At 57.2% G+C, this 19,988-nt stretch carries 17 protein-coding genes; 6 read left to right on the top strand and 11 right to left on the bottom strand.

Annotated elements, in window-relative coordinates; genetic code table 11:
- Positions 1-103 precede the first annotated feature (103 nt).
- The gene (locus ABFA30_RS03475) at positions 104-1,429 is read left to right on the top strand and encodes a DUF2002 family protein (protein WP_410045156.1); all 1,326 of its coding nucleotides are present in this window, start codon (positions 104-106) and stop codon (positions 1,427-1,429) included.
- Between the two features lie 206 nt (positions 1,430-1,635).
- Here ABFA30_RS03475 and ABFA30_RS03470 read toward each other — a convergent pair whose 3' ends face one another.
- Complete coding sequence (locus ABFA30_RS03470) at positions 1,636-2,367, bottom strand: hypothetical protein (protein WP_410045155.1); 732 nt, start codon at positions 2,365-2,367, stop codon at positions 1,636-1,638.
- A 636-nt stretch (positions 2,368-3,003) separates the two neighbouring features.
- Here ABFA30_RS03470 and ABFA30_RS03465 point away from each other — a divergent pair.
- Both ABFA30_RS03465 and ABFA30_RS03460 read left to right on the top strand, forming a co-directional pair.
- Positions 3,004-3,387 (top strand): nucleotide pyrophosphohydrolase, encoded by a 384-nt coding sequence (locus tag ABFA30_RS03465; RefSeq protein ID WP_410045154.1) that lies wholly within the window; start codon positions 3,004-3,006, stop codon positions 3,385-3,387.
- A 24-nt stretch (positions 3,388-3,411) separates the two neighbouring features.
- On the top strand, positions 3,412-5,280 hold the full coding sequence (locus ABFA30_RS03460) for a DNA/RNA helicase domain-containing protein (RefSeq protein ID WP_410045153.1): 1,869 nt from the start codon (positions 3,412-3,414) through the stop codon (positions 5,278-5,280).
- A 70-nt stretch (positions 5,281-5,350) separates the two neighbouring features.
- On the opposite strand, the gene ABFA30_RS03455 is transcribed toward ABFA30_RS03460, so the two are convergent.
- The 6 genes from ABFA30_RS03455 to ABFA30_RS03430 all read right to left on the bottom strand — a co-directional run bounded on the left by ABFA30_RS03455 (position 5,351) and on the right by ABFA30_RS03430 (position 12,044).
- Positions 5,351-5,629, bottom strand: a complete 279-nt coding sequence (locus tag ABFA30_RS03455) for a hypothetical protein (protein ID WP_410045152.1) — start codon at positions 5,627-5,629, stop codon at positions 5,351-5,353.
- A 98-nt stretch (positions 5,630-5,727) separates the two neighbouring features.
- A complete protein-coding gene (locus tag ABFA30_RS03450) occupies positions 5,728-7,473 on the bottom strand; it encodes a LeoA/HP0731 family dynamin-like GTPase (protein WP_253081512.1) in 1,746 nt (581 codons plus the stop codon).
- Positions 7,460-9,091 carry a dynamin family protein gene (locus tag ABFA30_RS03445; RefSeq protein ID WP_410045151.1) on the bottom strand — a complete coding sequence of 544 codons (1,632 nt, stop codon included), beginning with the start codon at positions 9,089-9,091 and terminating at the stop codon, positions 7,460-7,462. Before ABFA30_RS03445 ends, ABFA30_RS03450 begins: the two co-directional genes overlap by 14 nt.
- 56 nt (positions 9,092-9,147) lie before the next feature.
- Positions 9,148-10,023, bottom strand: a complete 876-nt coding sequence (locus ABFA30_RS03440) for a hypothetical protein (protein ID WP_253081514.1) — start codon at positions 10,021-10,023, stop codon at positions 9,148-9,150.
- Between the two features lie 700 nt (positions 10,024-10,723).
- Positions 10,724-11,776 (bottom strand): ADP-ribosylglycohydrolase family protein, encoded by a 1,053-nt coding sequence (locus tag ABFA30_RS03435; protein ID WP_410045150.1) that lies wholly within the window; start codon positions 11,774-11,776, stop codon positions 10,724-10,726.
- Positions 11,777-11,786: 10 nt separating this feature from the next.
- A complete protein-coding gene (locus ABFA30_RS03430) occupies positions 11,787-12,044 on the bottom strand; it encodes a hypothetical protein (protein WP_253081516.1) in 258 nt (85 codons plus the stop codon).
- A 452-nt stretch (positions 12,045-12,496) separates the two neighbouring features.
- On the opposite strand from ABFA30_RS03430, the gene ABFA30_RS03425 reads away from it, so the two are divergent.
- Positions 12,497-13,372, top strand: a complete 876-nt coding sequence (locus ABFA30_RS03425) for a WYL domain-containing protein (RefSeq protein WP_225790728.1) — start codon at positions 12,497-12,499, stop codon at positions 13,370-13,372.
- 222 nt (positions 13,373-13,594) lie between these two features.
- Here the strand turns inward: ABFA30_RS03425 and ABFA30_RS03420 are convergent, their stop codons facing one another.
- From ABFA30_RS03420 to ABFA30_RS03405, 4 genes are all read right to left on the bottom strand, one after another.
- A complete protein-coding gene (locus ABFA30_RS03420) occupies positions 13,595-14,992 on the bottom strand; it encodes an amino acid permease (protein ID WP_410045149.1) in 1,398 nt (465 codons plus the stop codon).
- A 283-nt stretch (positions 14,993-15,275) separates the two neighbouring features.
- Entirely contained in the window at positions 15,276-15,866 is a 591-nt protein-coding gene (locus ABFA30_RS03415; protein ID WP_225790726.1) for an HAD family hydrolase, read from the bottom strand.
- Positions 15,863-16,732: an acyl-CoA thioesterase II gene (gene tesB / locus ABFA30_RS03410; protein ID WP_225790725.1), complete on the bottom strand. Its 870-nt coding sequence runs from the start codon at positions 16,730-16,732 to the stop codon at positions 15,863-15,865. The genes ABFA30_RS03415 and tesB overlap by 4 nt, the downstream gene beginning before the upstream one ends.
- A gap of 96 nt (positions 16,733-16,828) precedes the next feature.
- Positions 16,829-17,398, bottom strand: a complete 570-nt coding sequence (locus ABFA30_RS03405) for a GNAT family N-acetyltransferase (RefSeq protein ID WP_225790724.1) — start codon at positions 17,396-17,398, stop codon at positions 16,829-16,831.
- Between the two features lie 128 nt (positions 17,399-17,526).
- On the opposite strand from ABFA30_RS03405, the gene ABFA30_RS03400 reads away from it, so the two are divergent.
- Both ABFA30_RS03400 and ABFA30_RS03395 read left to right on the top strand, forming a co-directional pair.
- Positions 17,527-18,441: a histone deacetylase gene (locus ABFA30_RS03400; RefSeq protein WP_225790723.1), complete on the top strand. Its 915-nt coding sequence runs from the start codon at positions 17,527-17,529 to the stop codon at positions 18,439-18,441.
- 149 nt (positions 18,442-18,590) lie between these two features.
- Complete coding sequence (locus ABFA30_RS03395; protein ID WP_253081521.1) at positions 18,591-19,832, top strand: TIGR03862 family flavoprotein; 1,242 nt, start codon at positions 18,591-18,593, stop codon at positions 19,830-19,832.
- Positions 19,833-19,988: the final 156 nt, after the last annotated feature.

The raw sequence follows: 19,988 nt of genomic DNA, 5'->3' as shown, positions 1-19,988 counted from the left end.
GATTGCGACATTCATTAAGGCGACGTCCCAGCTCCAACGGTAAACCTACCCTGACGTGCTGGCGGAACTACAACTTATACCACCAACTAAGTACTGACTGGACATGACACTGAAGCCCATACAGATCAATATGCTCCTTGAAAGCATAGGTTTCTCCCTTGTCAGCCATAACAACAAAAAATATATTTGGCGTCATAATGACGGTGAGTTTTTGTTCGTAAACATGAAGAACCTCTCGGGGAAATCTGCACTAGTAATTGACCCATCCTGGATGAATCGAATCTCAGAGCTTCGTATTATTCAAGGGGTAGTTCCTGGGGCAGACTATGTGCATCACAGCAACATGAACGTCTTTCCAAAGCATTTAAATGGAGGCATCAAGCCAATCCACTATGGCTTACCTGTAACTTTAGAAACTGAAAATTCCCTGCTTGGACTCTTGAGTGTTCTGTACCCGTCGTTCGATACTGAACGGCTTAGTAACACGGCCACCACAACTTCGAATCATAAAACCCTAAAGAAAAGCGGACCATCAAGCCACTATGAGCTACTTTCTTGGTTTGAGCAATATGCAGGGCAAGAACTAACTTGGAATCAACTTCAGAAAGCACCTAGCACCGTCGCAATTTCGGCCAAAGGGATTTTCAAACCGGAGGGGCTCGACTACGCTCTCTCCATTAGCCAGAGGCTAGACAGCCCTTATAGCGATCGAGCCCCTGAATATCAAGATGACGGTAGTTGGCGGTACTCTTACGCTCAGGAAGAAAGCAAGCGCGGCGATGCTACTTCCCTGTTCACTAATCAAGGTCTGAAGAAGTGCATGGATGATGGGGTGCCGGTGGCAGTCCTGGTACAACTTTCGAAGAAGCCCAATGTTACAAGGTATCGGCTGCTAGGTCTGGCGAAGGTTGTCGCCTGGGAGAATAAGGTGTTCACTCTCGAGAGCACCACATTGACAGAAGCCCTCATCAGAACAAATCAAAAACTGGATGACTCGCCCCCCTATTCTCCGGCTGGAATAGAAGATAGCCGTAAACGTATATTGAGGGAGATCACTGAACGCCAGGGGCAGGGAGCATTTCGAAGTGGGTTACTAACCGCTTATGAAGGACGTTGCGCTATAACTGACTGCACAGTTACACAGGTATTGGAGGCAGCACATATCACCCCATACTTAGGACCAGAAACTAACAACATTAGCAATGGCCTACTATTACGTAGTGATCTACATACATTATGGGACAAAGGCCTAATCTATCTTTGCGACCATTTCACCCTGCAGCTCAAATCGAGCCTTCTAAACTCTGAATATAGCTCTTTGGCGGGAAAGAGAATCAGGGCTACAACTGGTGGCGCTCCAGGAATTTCATTGGATGCAGTCCGCGCTCATCGAGAGTGGTGTTGTAAGAACGATAGAGGCCATCAGTAGTTCATCGTCCTCGGATGTCCAGGGCTAGTTGTGGCCGATAGCTGTTGCCCCGAATGATAGCAATGGGTCGACAGCGTCCGGTACGACTGGCCACTATCGATTCAACGTGCCTTTCGCGGCATAGAGACTATCCGCACACCCTTCATTTACTTTTCTTAAAACGGAGCACTCAGATATGTAATGCAACCCTACGACATCTGGCCGACTCAGCGCTTGCGCTTTTTATTTTTTTTCTTACGCAACTCTAACTTCTTGTCAAATACAATCTTATTCCAGCGCTCTGCCACTTCACCAGCCTGCTTATAAATCCCCTTACTCATTTCAATGCTATCAAACAATCTTAACATCGCAGGGGAAACTTCCATCTTCTGCTTTGTGAGGATGAAAACCATCTGATGTGAACCTATGCAGAGGCACAGAGCGGTCAACAACAGTGTTACTTGAATCCACAGAGATTCTGCGGGCACGAATGCACCTGAATTGATTTTTATCAAATAATAGTTAAATACACCTACTATAAAAAACTGGATCCCAATCAACGAGTACGTCAGTTGTTTAGGCAGTCTGGCGCCGACGACCTTTCGTTTTAGCAATGCGAAGCTGTCGTACACACTCAACAACAAAAATGGGAAGCCAGCAAAAGCTATGTCAATACTTGAAAATGTATAGTCAGCCGTGGACATATTTACGATGAATGTCAGAGACACCCCACCAAGCAGGGCTATGCAGAAATCTTTTTTCAATTCGCCATAAAACTCCCGGTAATAGGGGGAGCTTCGACCAGCAAAAGCTTGAATGCAATCATAGGCGTATATAACACTTAGAATCCACGAAACAGAAATAGCGGACAGCAGAAAAAACTCCCACCAGGAATGGTAGCGAAAAGTCAGCTGCCACAATGTCGACCCAGCAGCGACGAACAGTAGGATGTATTTCATCAAATTCAGAAACCTCTTATAAGCACAAACATTCTTAGCGAATCAATTATCTCACCACGGACTAGCCACATGTAAGCCCAGCATTCGCATGAGAATTTAGATCCATAATACCGTCCACCATCCCCCTCTACCCTTGGGCGAAATTTCTGAGTCATGACATGTAGCCCTTAAGAACCCCCACCTATCTCAAGAAACTTCCTAGCGATGTGAGCAGATCATTTCGTCGGAGGGTCCAACAGGTCGGCTCTCCACGCTGGAAAGCCCCGCCCAACCCTTGTAATTCGATCTTATTTCTCCAGCGTCAGTAGCATCGATTTAAGAAAGCAGCCTATGGCACCTCAAGGCGTATTTGCAATGGCTCGACTGGGACGCTGAGGAACATCCTAGAGCCAAACCGACCTGAGCATCATCAGAAGCTTGGGTCGTTTGTTGTCGACCAACATAACTGGAGCGCCACATATCTTGCACGCACTAAACACTGGCACGCTCAATCTGGACAGCCAACGGCTAGCAATCCGACCGGCAGCTACAGGTGAGAAAAACACACAAAAAAATCTGCGAGCAGAGTAAAAACTCTTACAATCCAAAATGAGATTTCCTACACATTTTCATCACCGAAGCCCGAGAGATAACCCCGTGAGTGACTCAGACAGCTCATCCGCGCCACTGGTTGACGTAGTGAAGCTTGCCGCATCCCTCCAACGGTTCGCAGATGATCGCGACTGGCAGCAGTTCCACTCCCCCAAGAATCTCATACTGGCCCTCACTGGCGAGGTAGGCGAGCTTTGCGAGATTTTCCAATGGATGAGCGATGCCGATTCGATCTCCGCCGCAACAGATCCCGAAATCGGCCAAGCCGTCAAGGATGAACTGGCGGACGTACTGATGTACCTGGTACGCCTGAGCAGCATATTGGGCATTGACCTCAACGAGGCGGTGGCACGGAAACTCGCCTCGAATGGCCAGAAGTACCCCGTGGATAAAGCCAGAAGCACCAGCAAAAAGTACGACCGACTCTGACCAACACGCACCTAAGGACAAACCGTGATCGTTTACGCTGCGACCAAACAGCAATTTCTTAAAGACAACGATAACGATGACATTGAGGAGGTAATCCTCAGGCATTACAAGGAAGCTACCGGCAAGAACGTTGGCTCCTCGGAAATCAGGTCGTGGCAAGGGTCTCTGACGTACATGGCCAAGGTCCTTAGAGATGAGGGCCTCCCGAGCGATGCAGGCCTGGCCATCGAATTGCACATTCCGCAGTCGTCGAAGCGAATCGACTTTCTACTCACCGGTCGCGACGAAAACCAGGCAAAAAAGGCCGTACTGATCGAGCTGAAGCAATGGAGCAAGGCCAACGCCACAACCAAAGACGCAATCGTCAAAACGGCATTGGGTGGCGGCCTCATTGAGACCATTCACCCGTCCTATCAGGTATGGTCCTATGCAGCGCTGCTGGAAGGCTTCAACGAGGCGGTGTATGACAAAAGCATCGAAATCCGTCCGTGCGCCTACCTCCATAACTACGTCAGCGACGGTGTCATAGATTCAGCCCACTATGAGCCCCACATCAGCAAGGCTCCGCTGTTTCTGAAAGGCCCGGAAGAGCTCAGTAAACTCAGAAGTTTTCTGAAAAAGCATATAAGCCATGGCGACAACAAAGAGGTGCTGTACGAGCTGTCCGAAGGAAAAATCCGCCCGTCCAAGGCGCTAGCCGAAGCCCTCGGCGGGTTGATGAAAGGCAAACCAGAGTTCGTGTTGATTGACGATCAGAAAGCCATTTTTGAGTCGGCGCTGGCGGCGGCAAGCGAGGCTTCGGACCAAGCACCCAAGGTGATGATCATCGAAGGTGGACCGGGCACCGGAAAAACTGTTCTGGCTATCAATCTGCTGGTGAAGCTCACCGAATTGAAGCTGATGAGCAAATACGTCTCCAAGAATGCCGCCCCTCGCAAGGTCTACGAAAGCAAACTGGTTGGCACCATCAAGCGCAGCCATTTCTCGAATTTCTTTTCAGGCTCTGGGGCATTCATCGACACTGAGCCCAACACATTCGATGCGCTCATCGTGGACGAAGCTCACCGACTGAATGAGAAAAGCGGGCTTTATGGAAACCTTGGGGAGAACCAGATCAAGGAGCTGATTGACTCAGCGAAATGCTCCATTTTCTTCATTGATGAGGACCAGCGTGTAACCTTGAGCGATATCGGCAGCAAGCAGGCGATTCGCGCCTTTGCGAAAGCCAAGGGTGCTGTGGTTGAAGAACACGTGCTGTCTTCGCAGTTTCGCTGCAGTGGTTCTGACGGTTACCTGGCATGGTTGGATGACACGCTAGGCATTCGCTCGACGGCAAATCCGACGCTTGAGACCGAAGAGTACGAGTTTAAGGTGTTCGACTCACCTCAGGCGATGCATGACGCAATCAACGAGAAAAACCACGGGAACAAAGCTCGTGTGGTCGCGGGCTATTGCTGGCCTTGGTTGAGCAAGAAAGACCCCACCGCTGCTGATATCGTGATTGGTGACTACAAACGCCAATGGAACCTGGATCAGGATGGCAGCCTATGGATCATCGCTGAAAACTCCATCGAGCAGGTTGGCTGCATTCATACCTGCCAAGGTTTGGAAGTCGACTACATCGGGGTAATTATCGGACCAGATCTGGTCGTACGTGACGGTCAGGTAGTGACATCCCCAGATGAGCGCGACAAGCACGATAAATCGATTCGCGGCTGGAAAAAAATGATGAAAGAGCAACCTACCCTCGCGAAAAGTGAAACAGACCTGATCATCAAAAATACGTACCGAACCCTGATGACACGGGGGATGAAGGGTTGCTACCTGTACTGCACCGACAAAGAGACGGCGCAATACTTCGAGAGTCGGCTTAGCCAACACGGCAATCATTGACGGTATCGTTTGCTAGGAGCCCCTGTACCGGCAAGCGCAGGGGCAACGATCAACAGGATGACCATTTGCTTTATAGATTCGGCCCCGATTCGTTTTTGGGGGCGGTTCTCAAAAAGCACCGTCCATCGGAATCCAGACCACGCAGCGTTCCATCTGGTATTCCAAGCAAGTTGACCAAAAAATTATTTACTAGCCAAAACAGATAGATACCGACCGGTTTCAAATTACCCCGGCCCACCAAATGATCAATCAAAGACGTCCACGGACGTCTTTTTTGTGCCTGCGATCCAGTAAATACGCGGCCTCCAGCGCCTTTGCGGTCTTTTGAGAGTTTTTGAGTTCCAGCCATTCGGGTATTCCAGCTCATCGGGTGCTAGTGTGGTGTTTCAGAAATACCACACTAGAATCTGTGAGAAGCCAGCCCTACCGCTGGCCAAACCCACTGGATCAAATCACCTTATATTCACCTTCGATCACCCCCTGCGAACCAAACGCTTGGCTCAAATGGGCCTCCAGCTCCTCCAGTTGTGCTTGCCGGTTGCGCAGGTTGTCGAGGCTTGCTTCCTGCTCGACCAAGATCTTCTCAAACGCCTTGATCTGCGGCGCAAAGATATCCATCACCTTGTCGTGATCCTTGAGCAACGTCATCGGCTCGGCAAAGTGGCTTTTGACCACTTCGGCCAAGTCATTCTGCAACTGCTTGAGCTCAGCCTCCGCGCGCTGCTGCTGGGCGACGCTGATGACATCGGTCAACACCTGAATACCCGCGCCGATTGGTCCGGCCCAACGGCTAATATTGGCGGCCAGCTTGGTCGCCTCCCAAGGCTTGAACTTGTATACGTAACCGGTGAGGTTTTTCAGGGTCTCTCGGGCCAGAAACACACCGTTCTTGATGCTTTCGACGGGGATCTTCGACACTGCGGTCAACGCTCGGCTCGAGGCCGACAGCGCCGATGCGGTGATACTGTCGGCAAAGTCTGAGGCGCTGTCGAGTTGATGCTCGATCTTGGCGCTGATGCCGCTCATGATGCTTGAAGACTGGTTGAAGGCGGTGCTGAACAAGTGGTCGATACGAAAGCGCAGTTTTTCACCGATGTCGTTATTCGAGAAGCCAATCTGCGCTTCGAGGAAAGCGTGAACCTGGTCACGCGGCAACGTGCGAATGCTGTTGAGCAAGTCGGTCTCGAGGTTGTTCAGTTCCTCATACAGGTTGCCGACGGTCGCCAGGACTTTTCGCTTGCCCTCAGCAATGTCTTCCTGCATGCGCGCTGAATCACGTCGCTGGTTATCGGCCAACAGCTTGAACTTGATCAGTTCGTCCTGAGCCACAGCGATTTTCTTGCCTAATACATCACGCACGACATCGATGCCGGTCTTCTTGATCAGGGTTTCACGACCACTGCCATCGAGCACGTGTTGCGTGACCTGCTTGAGCTCGCTGATACGCGAGCGCTGGTCATACAGGTCCTTTTGTTCGAGCCAGAACTCCAATCCACGGCTATTAGGGTTGGAGGCGACGCAGACGACGTTGATCGCTTCGCGCTCGGCTGCAGTGAGGTCAACAAAACGCTGCAGTTTATCCAGCAGGTTGTTCTTCTTGATGGTGCTCTGCTGCTCGAACTCTTCGGTATCACGTAGGTCGGCCACTTCATCCATCTTGTTGATGACGAAAATGGTCGAGCTCAATTTGTTGAGATCGCGCAGAACCCAGCGAACGATGTCCTGATGGCTCTCCTTGAGTGGGTTGGTAGCGTCGACCACGTAGAAAATCAGGTGCGCCTCGGAAATGTAGTTCTTGGTGATATCGCCGTACTGCACCAGGGCGCCGTTCTCAGCAGTCTTTTCCTTGTCTCCGAACAGGCCAGGGGTATCGACGATTTCGCAGCGATCCTGAAGGTTGTCTGGACGGTAAATCGCTAGCGCATCCGAAGACTCGTTGGTATCGATCTTCATGTCCTTCATGACTTGGCCAAGCCATCCGGCAACTACGCTGGTCTTGCCGTCGGAAAATGCACCCAGCAGGGCGATACGCAAGACATCGGACTGCACATCGCCAATGGCTTTCTTGATCTTGTCGATGTCCTGGGAAACGTCCAGCCCTAGTGCTTCAAGCGCACCCACCAGTTTCTGGAGGTTGTCGAGCGACTTGATGACCTCGGTCTTGCTGGCGTCAAACTGCTTAAATTGTTCCATAGGGTTTGGCTTCCACTTGGTTTTTCAGAGCCTGAAGAGAGGCAATTTTTTCATCGAACAAGGCGGTGACGTCGGCCATCTTGCGGCGCTCGTCCGTCAACTGATTCAACACAGAGCCTTCGATCTGCTCCTTGATCTTCACCAGCATCGCTTCGGTATCGCGATTGAATGTCCTCGTTACGTTTTCACGCTCGGCCTTGATAGCCTTGGCCACTTGCTCCTGCGCCTCAGCGATTTTCTTGCCACGGCCTCCGAAGAAGTAACTCAAGCCAGCGGCAACCAGGCCAAACAAGCCACCCACAATCGCTCCAACGATGTTGCCGATTCCTGGGAAAACCGTACCAATGCCGAAACCACTCAGGGCATAGCCACCGACACTCAGTAAGAAGCTGCCCACATCGGAGAAGTTGAAACTGATAGCGTCCATGGCACTGGAGAGCGAAAGAGAATTGCTCGCTGCCTCACTCAAACGCTGCTGGAAACTCACCCGCTCTGCGTTTTCCTGCAAGCGTTTGAGTGCCCGCTCAATGGCCTGAGAAAGATCTTCGAGCAACTGTTCTTGGATTTGCTCCAGCCTTTCAGATAGGCGCTGCTGCCCCTCGCTGACGTGCTGCTGAATCACTCGCTCCACATCATCCTTGTCGCTGAAATGCACTTCGACAGCCTCACGCGCCGCCGAGGTCAGTTCATTGAAAAAACGATCCAGTGCACTGCCGCGCTTGGAGCTGAAGCTGCTCTTGAGGTCTTGGAAGCTTTTTCGGATGACGTCCTGACACTCCAGAATCTCCGCACCAATCTTGTCGGAGAACACCTGGTGCTCGCCCCGCTGCTTCTGCAGATCGTTCACGGTGTCTTGCAGCAGGCGCAGCACTTTGCGTTTGTTGCTTTCGACGATGTCGACTTCAAAGTTGGCGCAGCCGTTGCCGATGACCTGATGCAGCTGATCCAACTGGCTAAAGCTGCGCATTGCCTGTTGGCTGCCAAAGTCTTGCTTATAGGCTCGTTGTGATTTGAGCAGATCGGTGCGGCTAGGATGAATACTGGTCAGCCCACGCTCGTCGAACGCCACTCCCGTAAAACCGAGCAGCCCTTGCAGGCTTTGGCAACCAACGACCAGTTCGGCGCCGAGAATATCCTCCAGCACCTCGCGGGTTTGCTCGCGAGTCGCAACGGCATCTTTATGAGTGCGCTCGAGCGATTCGCGATCGGTTTCGAACTCGTAGGAGTCCGCCTTGCCGCGCAAATTGCAGATGGCATACACCTTGGCATCACGGTTGAGGTACTGCTTGATCTTCTGGGCTGTCTCAGACTCTGGTTTCTTATTGGTACCGTTTACATAGAACACCAGGTGGGCCTTGGCGATAGCCGCCTGCACCATTGCTTCGTACTTCGACTCGTTACCTTCGATGCCGGGTACGTCGATCAGCTGAAAGTTCTTGCCCTGATGGCTGAACTGATAAATCACGTTGTCCTGGGTGAAGTCTGCCTGGCCGGTGCCGACGATCTCACCATCGACCTGGCCTGCACAACGTTGCAGACGTTCGAGTTCTTTCTGTTGTTTCAGCAGGGTTGGCAGCCTGTCGCTGACCAACTCGCTCAAGGAGTGTTGTTCGTGCATGGAAGGGTCCGGATTCTACGAAAAGAAGGTCAGTGCAAGGCCATCAATGTCTGGACTCACAGCAGTTGCGCATAGCCCAGTGCCCCCGCGATGACGCCGATCACCACGCCTCCTACCAATCCGAACATCAGTTTCATCTTTGCCTGCTGCTCCAGCGTGATGCGGGTTACTTCGCCCTGACGCTGGCATTCGCTCAATTGCGCTTGGGCGGCCTGCAGCTGCGCGCCCTGTTCTGTCAGTTGTTGCTGACTGCGCTGGAAGTCGCTTCGCACACCCTGTAGCTGCAACCCAACCTGCTGCAGTTCGCCCTGCGTCTGAGTGAGATCTTTCTGGCTTTCCGCCAGTCGTGCTTCGCTGCCCTGCAGTGCCTGGCGAGTGCTGTCGAGATCGCTCACGGCAAGGTTCAGTCGCTCTTTGCAGTAGGCATAATCCTGCTGGGTGTGTTCGAGCTGCTGGCGGGTACTCTGCAGATCACGCTGGGTCTGGTTGACCAATGCGCCGATATCGTCGCCCAGCGCCGCGATGTCCTCACAGAAATTCACATAGCGAGTGCTGAGTTCTTCAATAAGCTCGTCGCTTTTGCTTGAGAACACCGCCTGAATATCGCTGGCGGTCGCCTGATTGCGCTGAATCAGGGCCTGACGTTTCTTCTCTTCGAAGAGGATCCGCAGGCTCTCAATGATGGTGCTCTTGCCTGCATTGGTTTCACCGAAGAAGGCAATGGTGAAATTGTCCCATTCGGCATGCTTTTCCAGGTAGGAAATCTCACCGTCAAAGCGCGACTTCATTTTGCCGAGTTTTTCCTTGACGCTGGCCAGGTGAGCATTGCCCTTGTCATTGCTCACATCCAGCCTGGAGACATCATCCAGCGCAGTGGCAATGTCGCTAGCTACGCGAGCATAAAGCTTGGAGAAATCTTGAGCCTTACTCATATCGTGACCTATTCGTTCTCGGCTGGATCCAATTCAGCCTGGTAAATTGCATTTTGCCACTATCAGTGTCAAGTTCACTCGCACCAGATAGCCCCAGCATTTCGCGAGTACTTGCTGTATCGGCTCGACCAGGGCTTTCTTGCGCAGAGATGCGCTCGAAAGTGGAACCCTCTTGCGTCTCAGGGGGCATAGCGACCACCGCCTGGGGTATCGTCATGGTGGTCTGCAGCCCCATGCATACCGAAATAGCCGCTCGGGCTTAAACCGCCTCATGCTTCGATACAGCGTCTCTTGCCTCTTTCTCACGCTTCATCTCGCTGTACTCGCGATAGAGCTCGTACCCCTTCTTGACGACCACAACGAAACCAATGACGGCAAAAACATTTTTCATCTCTCAGCCTCTCTAGTTAAAAATACGTAACGACGGATAGGCCAAAGGAAACGCTTAACCACGTCTCACAACCGCCATCGCGCCAGCAACTCCGCCTTCGTACCTGCAAACCAACCCGCAGCCTGAATCGTCAGCGCCCTCCCCCCACATTTCGAACACCGATCCAACCACTCCCCTGGCTGCAACGCATCACTGCGCGGCGCAACCGTCTTCCTCCACCCGCATTCGTCGCATACATACGTAAATGGCCTTGGCTTCACCGGCATCGCTGCTCTCCTAAGTACGTGTCCGAGCGCATCCCCCGCCCTCTCAACTAGCGGGATAGGCCTGCTCGATCTCTTGGTCGAACTCCCCACCATACCCACAGTAATCACGCGGCACGCGCTCGATATCCTCGGCGACTTGCGCAATCACCTCACGCAACTCCAACTGCTCCAACCACCGGCCAGGAATCGCAGCAACCCCATACTGAGCACCCAACAAGTGCCCTGTGATTAGCCCGGTACTGTCACTGTCGCCGCTGTGATTCACCGCCATGATCACGCCCTCTTCGAACGAGGAAGCCGCCAGTGCACACCACAACCCGATCGCCAGCACCTCCTCGGCCACCCAACCTCCACCGAACTGGTTGATTCTTTGCGCAGTGGGCTTATAGCCCTCGTAAAAGAAGAACAGCATGCGCTCAACGAGGTTTCGCGTTTCTTCCATACCGGGCACATGTCCATACTTCGCCAGGCTTTGCGTAATAGCGTGTTCCAGGCCATCTTCCTGATCGACAAGGCGCTGGAGAATATCGGCGAACAACCCCGCCGCCAGGTAGCCGGTAGGATGCCCATGGGTCAGCCGGCCTGACTGAGCCGCATAGTCAAAGGCGTTCGCGAAGAAAGCGCATGGCGCAACACGCATCAGAGCACCACAGCCTTTGCTGTTGTTCTCGGCAACGGCGCCCAAGCGCGCGCTGGCCTTGAGTGCCTGAAGGCAGGTGAAACCGGGAGAGCGGCGGGACCAAAGCGGCAGTTGCTCGATCAACCACCCGTCCCGGCTGACCGGAATCGTTGCCGGATGATCCTGCGTCATCAGCCAGCGCAGCAGTGCATGATGAACAATACTGGGGACGTGACAGGGCTTGCCTGAACTACCAAGTACATACGCGCGCAGCAAACCTTCTGCGGTGAAGAGCATCATCTGGGTATCATCGGTGATGGCGCCGGTGACACCGTAAGCTGGAGCAAAATCACTGATTCCCTGCGGACCGAACCTGGCCTCGATTGTCGACCAATCGAGAAACTCCACCGGAGCGCCTAGCGCATCGCCGACAGCGCCTCCCAACAGGCAACCCTTGATCCGTTCAAGTCTGTTCATATCCCTTCCCTCACCCCTTGGCCGGGATCATTTGCTGCAAAATCACCAGCTTGCGTTGCAACTGCTCGATGTGCGCTTTTTCCGCACGCAATGCCGAGCGCAGCTCCCGGTTCTCCGCTTCCCATATCCGCGCCCAGCGCGCGTTCTTTTGGCAGGCAAGCGCCATCTTCCAGAGCTCGTGCAACCTGAAACACTGATGCAGCAACAGCAGCAGGATGACGCCCATCACCCCTAAAGCACCTGTCGCAACCGCTTCCGTCATACTCATGTTCATTTCCTTCCGTGAGCCAATGCGCCCAAAAGACAGGAAAAATATATGTAGAGTTTTACGACAGGTCTACAATGTAGACTTATACAGGTAAAGAAATCACGCAGATGAATGAATGTGGAATGGCGGGGTCGCACGCCGAGGGCCCTAGTAAAAAATAGCTTTTTGCCACCACTCGATTATGGGCTTGCCCCAGGCAGACAAGCCGTCTGGCAATGGACCCTAAAACCCTCAGTGACGCTCAGAACAGGCAGGGTTGGAACAAAGCCTCAAGCAAAATATGACTTGAAACTTTACACATAGCGCTCACCACGGCGAACGCGGGCGTAACGTCTCGTCGTCAGTGCAGGCGTGAGGCTTCTATGCTTGAAAATCGATTGATATGTCGTTCGTAACGACAGGTCTTTGCTATAGAGTGATACCACCTAGGTAGCCGAACACCGGGAGAGGCAATGAAACGCAAGCAAACCATCGAGCAGGTACGCTGGGACCTGGCGCTGCGCTATAGGTTGATTGAGACCGTTGTCTGGTGGGAGGGGCGCTTGACCACGGGCCATCTGATCCAGAGTTTCGGCATCAGTCGGCAACAGGCGTCCAAGGACATCAACACCTACATCACCGAGCATGCACCGAAAAACCTGGCCTACGACAAGCAACTCAAGGGTTATGTACCCACCAAGCACTTCAAACCCAAGTTCATCGACGATAGCGCCAGCGCTTATTTGCATCTGCTCTATCAGAACAACGAGCGCGCTCCGCACATTGACGGGCTAGCGCTGGCCTACGCCCACACCAAGGTATTGGAAGTCCCGGATCGGCCCATTCGACCGGAGATTCTGCGCCCATTGCTCAAGGCCTGCCGTGAAGGCCTGCGCCTGGAGACCGAATACGTGTCGCTCAATACCCCGAACGTAGAAATCCGTCTCATCGCCCCTCATACACTGGTCTACACCGGCATACGCTGGCATGTGCGCGCTTATTGTGAGAAGAACGGTCAGTACCGCGACTTTGTGCTCAGTCGCTTGCGCGGGCAGCCGGATTTGCTCGATGAGTCTCCGAACACACGGGAGTTGGACGAAGACTGGAACATCGAAATTCCCGTGATTCTCGAGCCCGATGGGCGATTGAGCGAAGCGCAGAAGACAATCATCGAAACCGACTTCGGTATGACGGGGGGAAAGCTAGTGGTGCCGAGCCGCAGGGCCTTGGTGAAGTATGTCTTGGCGCGCTATCACATCGACCCACGTAATGTCGCGACCAGTCCCGAGGCGCAACAGATTGTAGTGGCCAACCTCAAGGAACTGAGACCATGGCTCATGCATGATTGATGCAGTGGGATCCGAGGCCAAGCTATCCGTCGGTGGTCTTAGAGCGGGCCTATTCGCGGACAAACCAGCCTCCCACTGGGTGCCAGTGCCGCTCACCGATCAGATGCCCTGCAAAGGACTCTGTGGGGTTGGGTTGCCGGCGATGGGGCGCGAAGTGGCCCCAAATGGCCGACCGGCAATACCTGTTTCCAGATGCCCTTTTGCACTACATCCGATACCCGCTTACCCCATCGAACGCACGCCCACGGCCGCCCGTCCATGCCCCCGGGAGGTGACGATCCCGAGGAAGGAAATCACGATCGCCAGGCTCAGGGTGGCGCTCACCTCCGCCCGGTGCTCCTCGGTGTACATCATCACGCCCAAGGCACAGGAGATGAAGATGATCACCGCCCAGGTCAGCCAGGGGAACAGCCACATGCGGAACTTCAGTTCGGCATTCTCCCGCTCCAGGCGGGCACGCATGCGCAACTGGGAAATGGCGATGACCAGGTACACCAGCAAGGCGATGGCGCCGGAGCTGGCGAGCAGGAACTCGAACACGCCCTTGGGCGCGAAGTAGTTGAGGATGGCGATGGCCGCACCGATCAGCGTGCTGCCGAACACGGCCGCGCGCGGCACGCCGACCTTGGAGGTCTTGTTGAGGAAGGCCGGGGCGTCGCCGCGCTTGGCCAGGGAATACATCATCCGCGAGGCGATGTAGATCGACGAGTTCATGCAACTGGTGACGGCGATCAGCACGACCAGGTCGACCATGAACGCGGCGTTGGGGATGTTCATGATTTCCAGGGCACGCTGGTAGGAACCCACCACCGCCAGTTGCGGGTCGTTCCACGGCACCACGGAAATGATCACGAAGATCGACAGGATGTAGAAGGTGCTGATGCGCCAGATCACCGAACGGGTGGCCTTGGCGATGTTGCGCGCCGGGTCGCTGGATTCGGCGGCGGCGATGGTCACCGCCTCGGTGCCGATGAAGCTGAACATCACCGTGATGAAGGCTGCGATCACTGCAGCCGCGCCTTTGGGCGCGAAGCCCCCATGTTGCGCCATCAGGCTGCCCAGGCCACTGACCTCGCGGTCGGGCAACCAGCCCAGCAGAGCCGCGAAGCCCAGACCGATGAAGCCCAGGATCGCCGTGACCTTGAGGATCGCGAACCAGAACTCGAACTCACCGTACTTGGCCACGCTGAACAGGTTGGTGGCAGCCAGCAGCACGACCGAGAGCAAGGCGAAGATCCAGCTGTCGACCTGGGGGAACCAGGCGTTGAGCACATGCCCGGCAGCCAGCGCTTCAATGGGGATCACCAAGACCCAGAACCACCAGTACAGCCAACCGATGGTGTAGCCGGCCCAGCGGCCGATGGCCTGGTCGGCATAGGTGGAGAACGACCCGGTGTCGGGATGGGCGACGGCCATCTCGCCAAGCATGCGCATGACCAGCACCACCAGGGTCCCGGCCACGAAGTAAGAGATTATGGTGGCTGGCCCGGCCGCCGCGATGGCGTGCCCGGAGCCGACGAAAAGTCCGGCGCCGATGATGCCCGCGATGGACAGCATCGTTACATGACGTGGTTTGAACCCTTGCGCAAGGTTACTACCATCGGATCCCACGGTGTTCATTGATCTTGTTCTCTTTTTGCTGACACAAGGAAAGGACGGGCAGGCGTAAGCGAAGAAAACTCCTTTGGAAACAATGGGTAGGTACGTCGCTCACGCTCTATTGTGATCGTTCTACAGGTTTCACCGAGCGACGCGCCAGCTGGATTCGGGGGTTCATTTAAGCCCTGCGAGCCTGGGGGAAATTATTCGAGAACGTCTTGCAGGTGTTCGATCACGACAGGCCATGTCCAGGCACGCCAGAAGTCGTGCTTGGCTTGTCTGCAAGCGCCATGCAGGCCAGCGCTCAGCCCAACAACGCCCGCAATGCCCAGCAGTCCGCCGCATGCCAGTCGGCCAGCTCCGGCCAGGGGTTGTCCGGCAGATTGACCAACACCGTATGCGCCCCCGCCGCTCTCCCGCAATCCAGGTCGAAACGGTAGTCACCGACCATCACCAGCTCGCCCGGCGCCACGCCCCAGGCCCGGGCGATCTTCAGCAGCCCATCGGGGCTGGGCTTGGGCGCGGCCTCGTCGCGGCCGAGGATGTGCTCCACCGGGAAGCAGTCGGCCAGGCCGATGGCCTCCAGGGTGACATGGGCCAACTCGCGGGCATTGCGGGTGAGGATACCCAGGCGGCAACCCCGCCCGGCCAGCTCGCGCACCAGCTCCACGGCGCCGTTGGCTGGTTTGGAGGCAATCGCCAGGTCGCGCTCGTGCTCCAGCAGCCAGGCATGCTTGGCCGCCGCCTCCTCGGCCGGCAACGCCGCCAGGTGGGTGAGGATGTCGTGCTCCTGCGGGATGCTCAGCGCCTGGCGAATGGCGGCGAAATCATGCACCGCCACGGTGAGGGTGCCGTCCATGTCGAACACCCAGTTGCGCATGCGGCGAAGGCTCATGCCCAGTCCTGGCGATGGCGGATCAAACCTTCCTGGCACGACGAGGCCACCAACTGGCCGGCGCGGTTGAAGATACTGCCACGCGCGAAACCACGGGCATTGCCGGCCCAGGGGCTGTCGGTGGCGTAGAGCAGCCAGTCGTCGGCACGCAGGTTGTGGTGGAACCACAGGGCATGGTCGAGGCTGGCGATCTGCATGTCCTTGCGCCATACCGACTTGCCGTGGGGCAGCAGCGAGGTGGTCAGCAGGCCGAAGTCCGAGGCATAGGCGAGCATGTACTTGTGCAGGGCAGGCAGGTCCGGCAGGTTGCCATCGGCGCGGAACCAGGCGTACTTGATCGGATCGCCCGGCTTGGGGTCGAACGGGTCGCGCTCGGTGACCGGCCGGATCTCGATCGGCTTGGCGCACAGCACCTTGTCACGGATACGCTCGGGCAGCTTGTCGGCCATGGCGCGGGCCAGTTCGACTTCGCTGGGCAGGTTCTCCGGGCCGACCACATCGGGCATCTGCACCTGGTGCTCGAAGCCGCCCTCGTCGTACTGGAACGAGGCGCTGCAGGTGAAGATGGTCTGGCCCTTCTGGATCGCCGTCACCCGCCGGGTGCTGAAGCTGCCGCCGTCGCGCACGCGGTCGACCGAGTAGACCACCGGCATGCTGGCGTCACCCGGACGCAGGAAATAGCCGTGCAGCGAATGCACGTGACGAGCCTCCTCGACCGTCTGGCTGGCCGCCGACAACGACTGGCCGAGCACCTGCCCACCGTACAGCTGGCGGAAGCCCAGGTCCTGGCTGCGTCCGCGGAACAGGTTCTCCTCGATGGGCTCGAGGCTCAACAGGTCGACCAGGTCGTCCAATACGTGGCTCATGGGGGGATTCTCCTAGCAAGGCATCACGGCGCTACAACGCTGTTATGGGGGCAAATGATACAGGGTTTGTCATCCGCTCCGCGCATGACCTGTCATTCAGCCATGCAGGGTCCGCTCCCAATGCGCCCGGTCGATGCGATACAGCACATGGCGCCGCAGGGGATGGCCAGCCGGCAGGCGGGGATGTTCGAAACTGCCCTGCGGGTCCTGGAGCATGCCGATGGCTTGCATGACCTTCTGCGAAGGCAGGTTACCCTCGGTAGTGAACGACACCACTTCCTCCAGGCGCAACTGGGCGAAAGCACAACGCAGGCAAGTCCACGCCGCCTCGCTGGCGAAGCCCAGGCCCCAGTGCCGTCGCGCCAGGCGCCAACTGATCTCCACCGCAGGGGTGAAGGGGGCGTCGAAGTCGACGTTGAGCAGGCCGGTCATGCCGATGAACGCGCCACTGTCCTTGCGCTCCAGGGCCCACAGGCCAAAGCCGTATTCGCTGAAATGACCGCGGATCCGCCCGATCAACGCGGCCGTCTCCAGGCGTGTCATCGGTGCCGGGAAGTAGCGCATCACCTGCGGGTCGGCGCACAGCGCGGCGAACTCGCGCAGGTCGTCGTCCTGCCATTGGCGCAGCACCAGCCGTGCACTTTCCAGTTGGAGGATAGAAGTCATCGAGAAGGCTCCGTGAATCGCGGGTTCACACTCTACAGCGTAGGCTGCCAGGCCCATTGCAGGGGGCAAGCGACAGGCCGGCCTCGAACTGGCAAGATCAGCGCTGGCCCCACACCACCGAAACCACCATGCCGTTGCCGCTGATCTACCACGACGACTACAGCCCGGCCTTTCCCGCCGAGCACCGCTTTCCCATGGACAAGTTCCGCCTGTTGCGCGATCACCTGGTCGATAGCGGCCTGGCCACCGACCAGGCCCTGCTGCGACCGGACATCTGCCCCAACGACATCCTCGCCCTGGCCCACGACCGCAGCTACATCGAGCGCTACCTGAGCGGCGAGCTGTCCCGCGAGGACCAACGCCGCCTCGGCCTGCCCTGGAGCGAGGCCCTGGCCCGGCGCACGGTGCGCGCAGTGGGCGGCTCGCTGCTCAGCGCCGAGTTGGCTCTGCAGCATGGCATCGCCTGCCACTTGGCCGGCGGCACCCACCATGCCCATCACGACCACCCCGCCGGCTTCTGCATCTTCAACGACCTGGCGGTAATCAGCCGCTACATGCTGGAGGCCGGCCGGGTGCACCGGGTCCTGATCTTCGATTGCGACGTACACCAGGGCGATGGCACCGCGCGCATCCTCCACGACACCCCGGAGGCGATCACCGTGTCCCTGCACTGCGAGCAGAACTTCCCGGCACGCAAGGCCCAGAGCGACTGGGACATCCCGCTGCCGCGCGGCATGGGCGACGCGGCCTACCTGAAGGTGGTCGAGGATGCGCTGAACTACCTGCTGCCGCTGTACCAGCCAGACCTGGTGCTGTACGACGCCGGCGTCGACGTGCACAAGGACGATGCCCTGGGCTACCTGCAACTGACCGACGCCGGCCTGGCCGCCCGCGACGAACAGGTGCTGCGCCAGTGCCTGGGACGCGACATTCCCGTGGTCGGCGTGATCGGTGGCGGCTACAGCAAGGATCGCGAGGCCCTGGCCAAGCGCCACGGCATTCTCCATCACAGCGCCGCACGCGTACTGGGTTGTTCACAATGACTGTGGAACCGCCTGTGGATAACCTGCGGGAAAACCGCCCGAGCCCTTCAACTGCCTGATCCGCAAGGCGCTGATCATTTTTTGCACAGTGCCTGCGCGGGCCGTGCTGGGGTAGAATGCCGGCTCTTTTCCACAGCCTGCCGCCCACCATGTCCGACCAACGCCCCGCTTCCCCTCCCCTCGTCGCCGTCATCGGTGGCGGCCCAGCAGGCCTGATGGCCGCCGAGGCGCTGGCCGGGGCCGGCATGGCGGTCGAGGTGTTCGACGCCATGCCATCGGTGGGGCGCAAGTTCCTGCTGGCCGGTGTCGGCGGCATGAACATCACCCATTCCGAAGGCTATCCGGCCTTCGTCTCACGCTACGCCCGGCGCCATCGCGAGATCGATGCACTGTTGCGCGACTTCGACGGCGAGGCCCTGCGCCAGTGGATCCACGGCCTGGGCATCGAGACCTTCGTCGGCACTTCCGGGCGGGTCTTCCCCCGCGACATGAAGGCCGCGCCCTTGCTGCGCGCCTGGCTCAAGCGCCTGCGTGACAGCGGCGTGGTTATCCACACCCGCCACCGCTGGCTTGGCTGGAACGCCGATGGCACCTTGCGCATCACTTATCCACAAGGCGAGCTGCAGCTTCGCGCCGACGCCGTGGTACTCGCCCTGGGTGGCGGCAGCTGGGCACGCCTGGGCTCCGACGGTGCCTGGCTACCGCTGCTGGCCGAGCGGGGTGTGGATATCTCGCCACTGCAGCCAAGCAACTGCGGCTTCGAAGTGCAAAGCTGGAGCGCCCTGCTCACAGACAAGTTCGCTGGCGCCCCGCTGAAGAACATCGCCCTGGGCATGCCCGGCAGCGCGCCGCGCAAGGGCGAGTTCATCCTGACCGCGCAAGGGGTCGAAGGCAGCCTGGTGTATGCCTGGTCGGCCGCGATCCGCGAGGCCATCAACCGCGACGGCCGCGCCACGCTGCTCCTCGACCTGCTACCGGACCGCCCTGTGGACAAGATCGTCCAGGCCCTGGCCAAGCCACGTGGCTCACGTTCCATGGCCAAGCACCTGCACGGGCAGTTGGGGATCGACGGCGTCAAGGCGGCGCTGCTTCGCGAATTGACCAGCCCAGCCACCTTTGCCGACCCCCAGGCGCTGGCGCGGGCGATCAAGGCCTTGCCGATCGAGCTGGTACGGCCAAGGCCGCTGGACGAGGCGATCAGCAGCGCCGGTGGCGTACGCTTCGAGGCGCTGGATGAAGGGCTGATGATCCAGCGACTGCCTGGCGTGTTCTGTGCCGGGGAGATGCTGGATTGGGAAGCGCCGACCGGTGGCTACCTGCTGACGGCCTGCTTCGCCAGCGGATTGCGGGCAGGACGTGCGGCGGCACAGTGGCTGGCCCGGTGTAGCTAAGGACGTGCGTGGGCTTGTCCCACAAACGAGTCAGCCCTGACACCACCGGTGTATGGCACGGGCTTCGCCCGTGTTCGCGGGCAAGCCCGCTCCCACAGGGGCCGGCAGCTAAGGTCATTTGTGGGAGCGGCCTTGTGTCGCGAAAGGGCCGCAACG

Source organism: Pseudomonas sp. HLMP, from assembly GCF_046365545.1.
Classification (GTDB): domain Bacteria; phylum Pseudomonadota; class Gammaproteobacteria; order Pseudomonadales; family Pseudomonadaceae; genus Aquipseudomonas; species Aquipseudomonas guariconensis_B.
This window is presented reverse-complemented; position numbering and strand designations above follow the sequence as displayed.

Excerpts from the sequence above, each read along its gene's own strand:
- ABFA30_RS03445 (WP_410045151.1), bottom strand. The coding sequence starts at position 9,091 with ATGCACGAACAACACTCCTTGAGCGAGTTGGTCAGCGACAGGCTGCCA.
- ABFA30_RS03440 (WP_253081514.1), bottom strand. The coding sequence starts at position 10,023 with ATGAGTAAGGCTCAAGATTTCTCCAAGCTTTATGCTCGCGTAGCTAGC.
- ABFA30_RS03435 (WP_410045150.1), bottom strand. The coding sequence starts at position 11,776 with ATGAACAGACTTGAACGGATCAAGGGTTGCCTGTTGGGAGGCGCTGTC.
- ABFA30_RS03425 (WP_225790728.1), top strand. The coding sequence starts at position 12,497 with ATGAAACGCAAGCAAACCATCGAGCAGGTACGCTGGGACCTGGCGCTG.
- ABFA30_RS03450 (WP_253081512.1), bottom strand. The coding sequence starts at position 7,473 with ATGGAACAATTTAAGCAGTTTGACGCCAGCAAGACCGAGGTCATCAAG.
- tesB (WP_225790725.1), bottom strand. The coding sequence starts at position 16,732 with ATGAGCCACGTATTGGACGACCTGGTCGACCTGTTGAGCCTCGAGCCC.
- ABFA30_RS03405 (WP_225790724.1), bottom strand. The coding sequence starts at position 17,398 with ATGACTTCTATCCTCCAACTGGAAAGTGCACGGCTGGTGCTGCGCCAA.
- ABFA30_RS03415 (WP_225790726.1), bottom strand. The coding sequence starts at position 15,866 with ATGAGCCTTCGCCGCATGCGCAACTGGGTGTTCGACATGGACGGCACC.
- ABFA30_RS03455 (WP_410045152.1), bottom strand. The coding sequence starts at position 5,629 with ATGGCTGGAACTCAAAAACTCTCAAAAGACCGCAAAGGCGCTGGAGGC.
- ABFA30_RS03470 (WP_410045155.1), bottom strand. The coding sequence starts at position 2,367 with ATGAAATACATCCTACTGTTCGTCGCTGCTGGGTCGACATTGTGGCAG.
- ABFA30_RS03475 (WP_410045156.1), top strand. The coding sequence starts at position 104 with ATGACACTGAAGCCCATACAGATCAATATGCTCCTTGAAAGCATAGGT.
- ABFA30_RS03400 (WP_225790723.1), top strand. The coding sequence starts at position 17,527 with ATGCCGTTGCCGCTGATCTACCACGACGACTACAGCCCGGCCTTTCCC.
- ABFA30_RS03420 (WP_410045149.1), bottom strand. The coding sequence starts at position 14,992 with ATGAACACCGTGGGATCCGATGGTAGTAACCTTGCGCAAGGGTTCAAA.
- ABFA30_RS03430 (WP_253081516.1), bottom strand. The coding sequence starts at position 12,044 with ATGAGTATGACGGAAGCGGTTGCGACAGGTGCTTTAGGGGTGATGGGC.
- ABFA30_RS03395 (WP_253081521.1), top strand. The coding sequence starts at position 18,591 with ATGTCCGACCAACGCCCCGCTTCCCCTCCCCTCGTCGCCGTCATCGGT.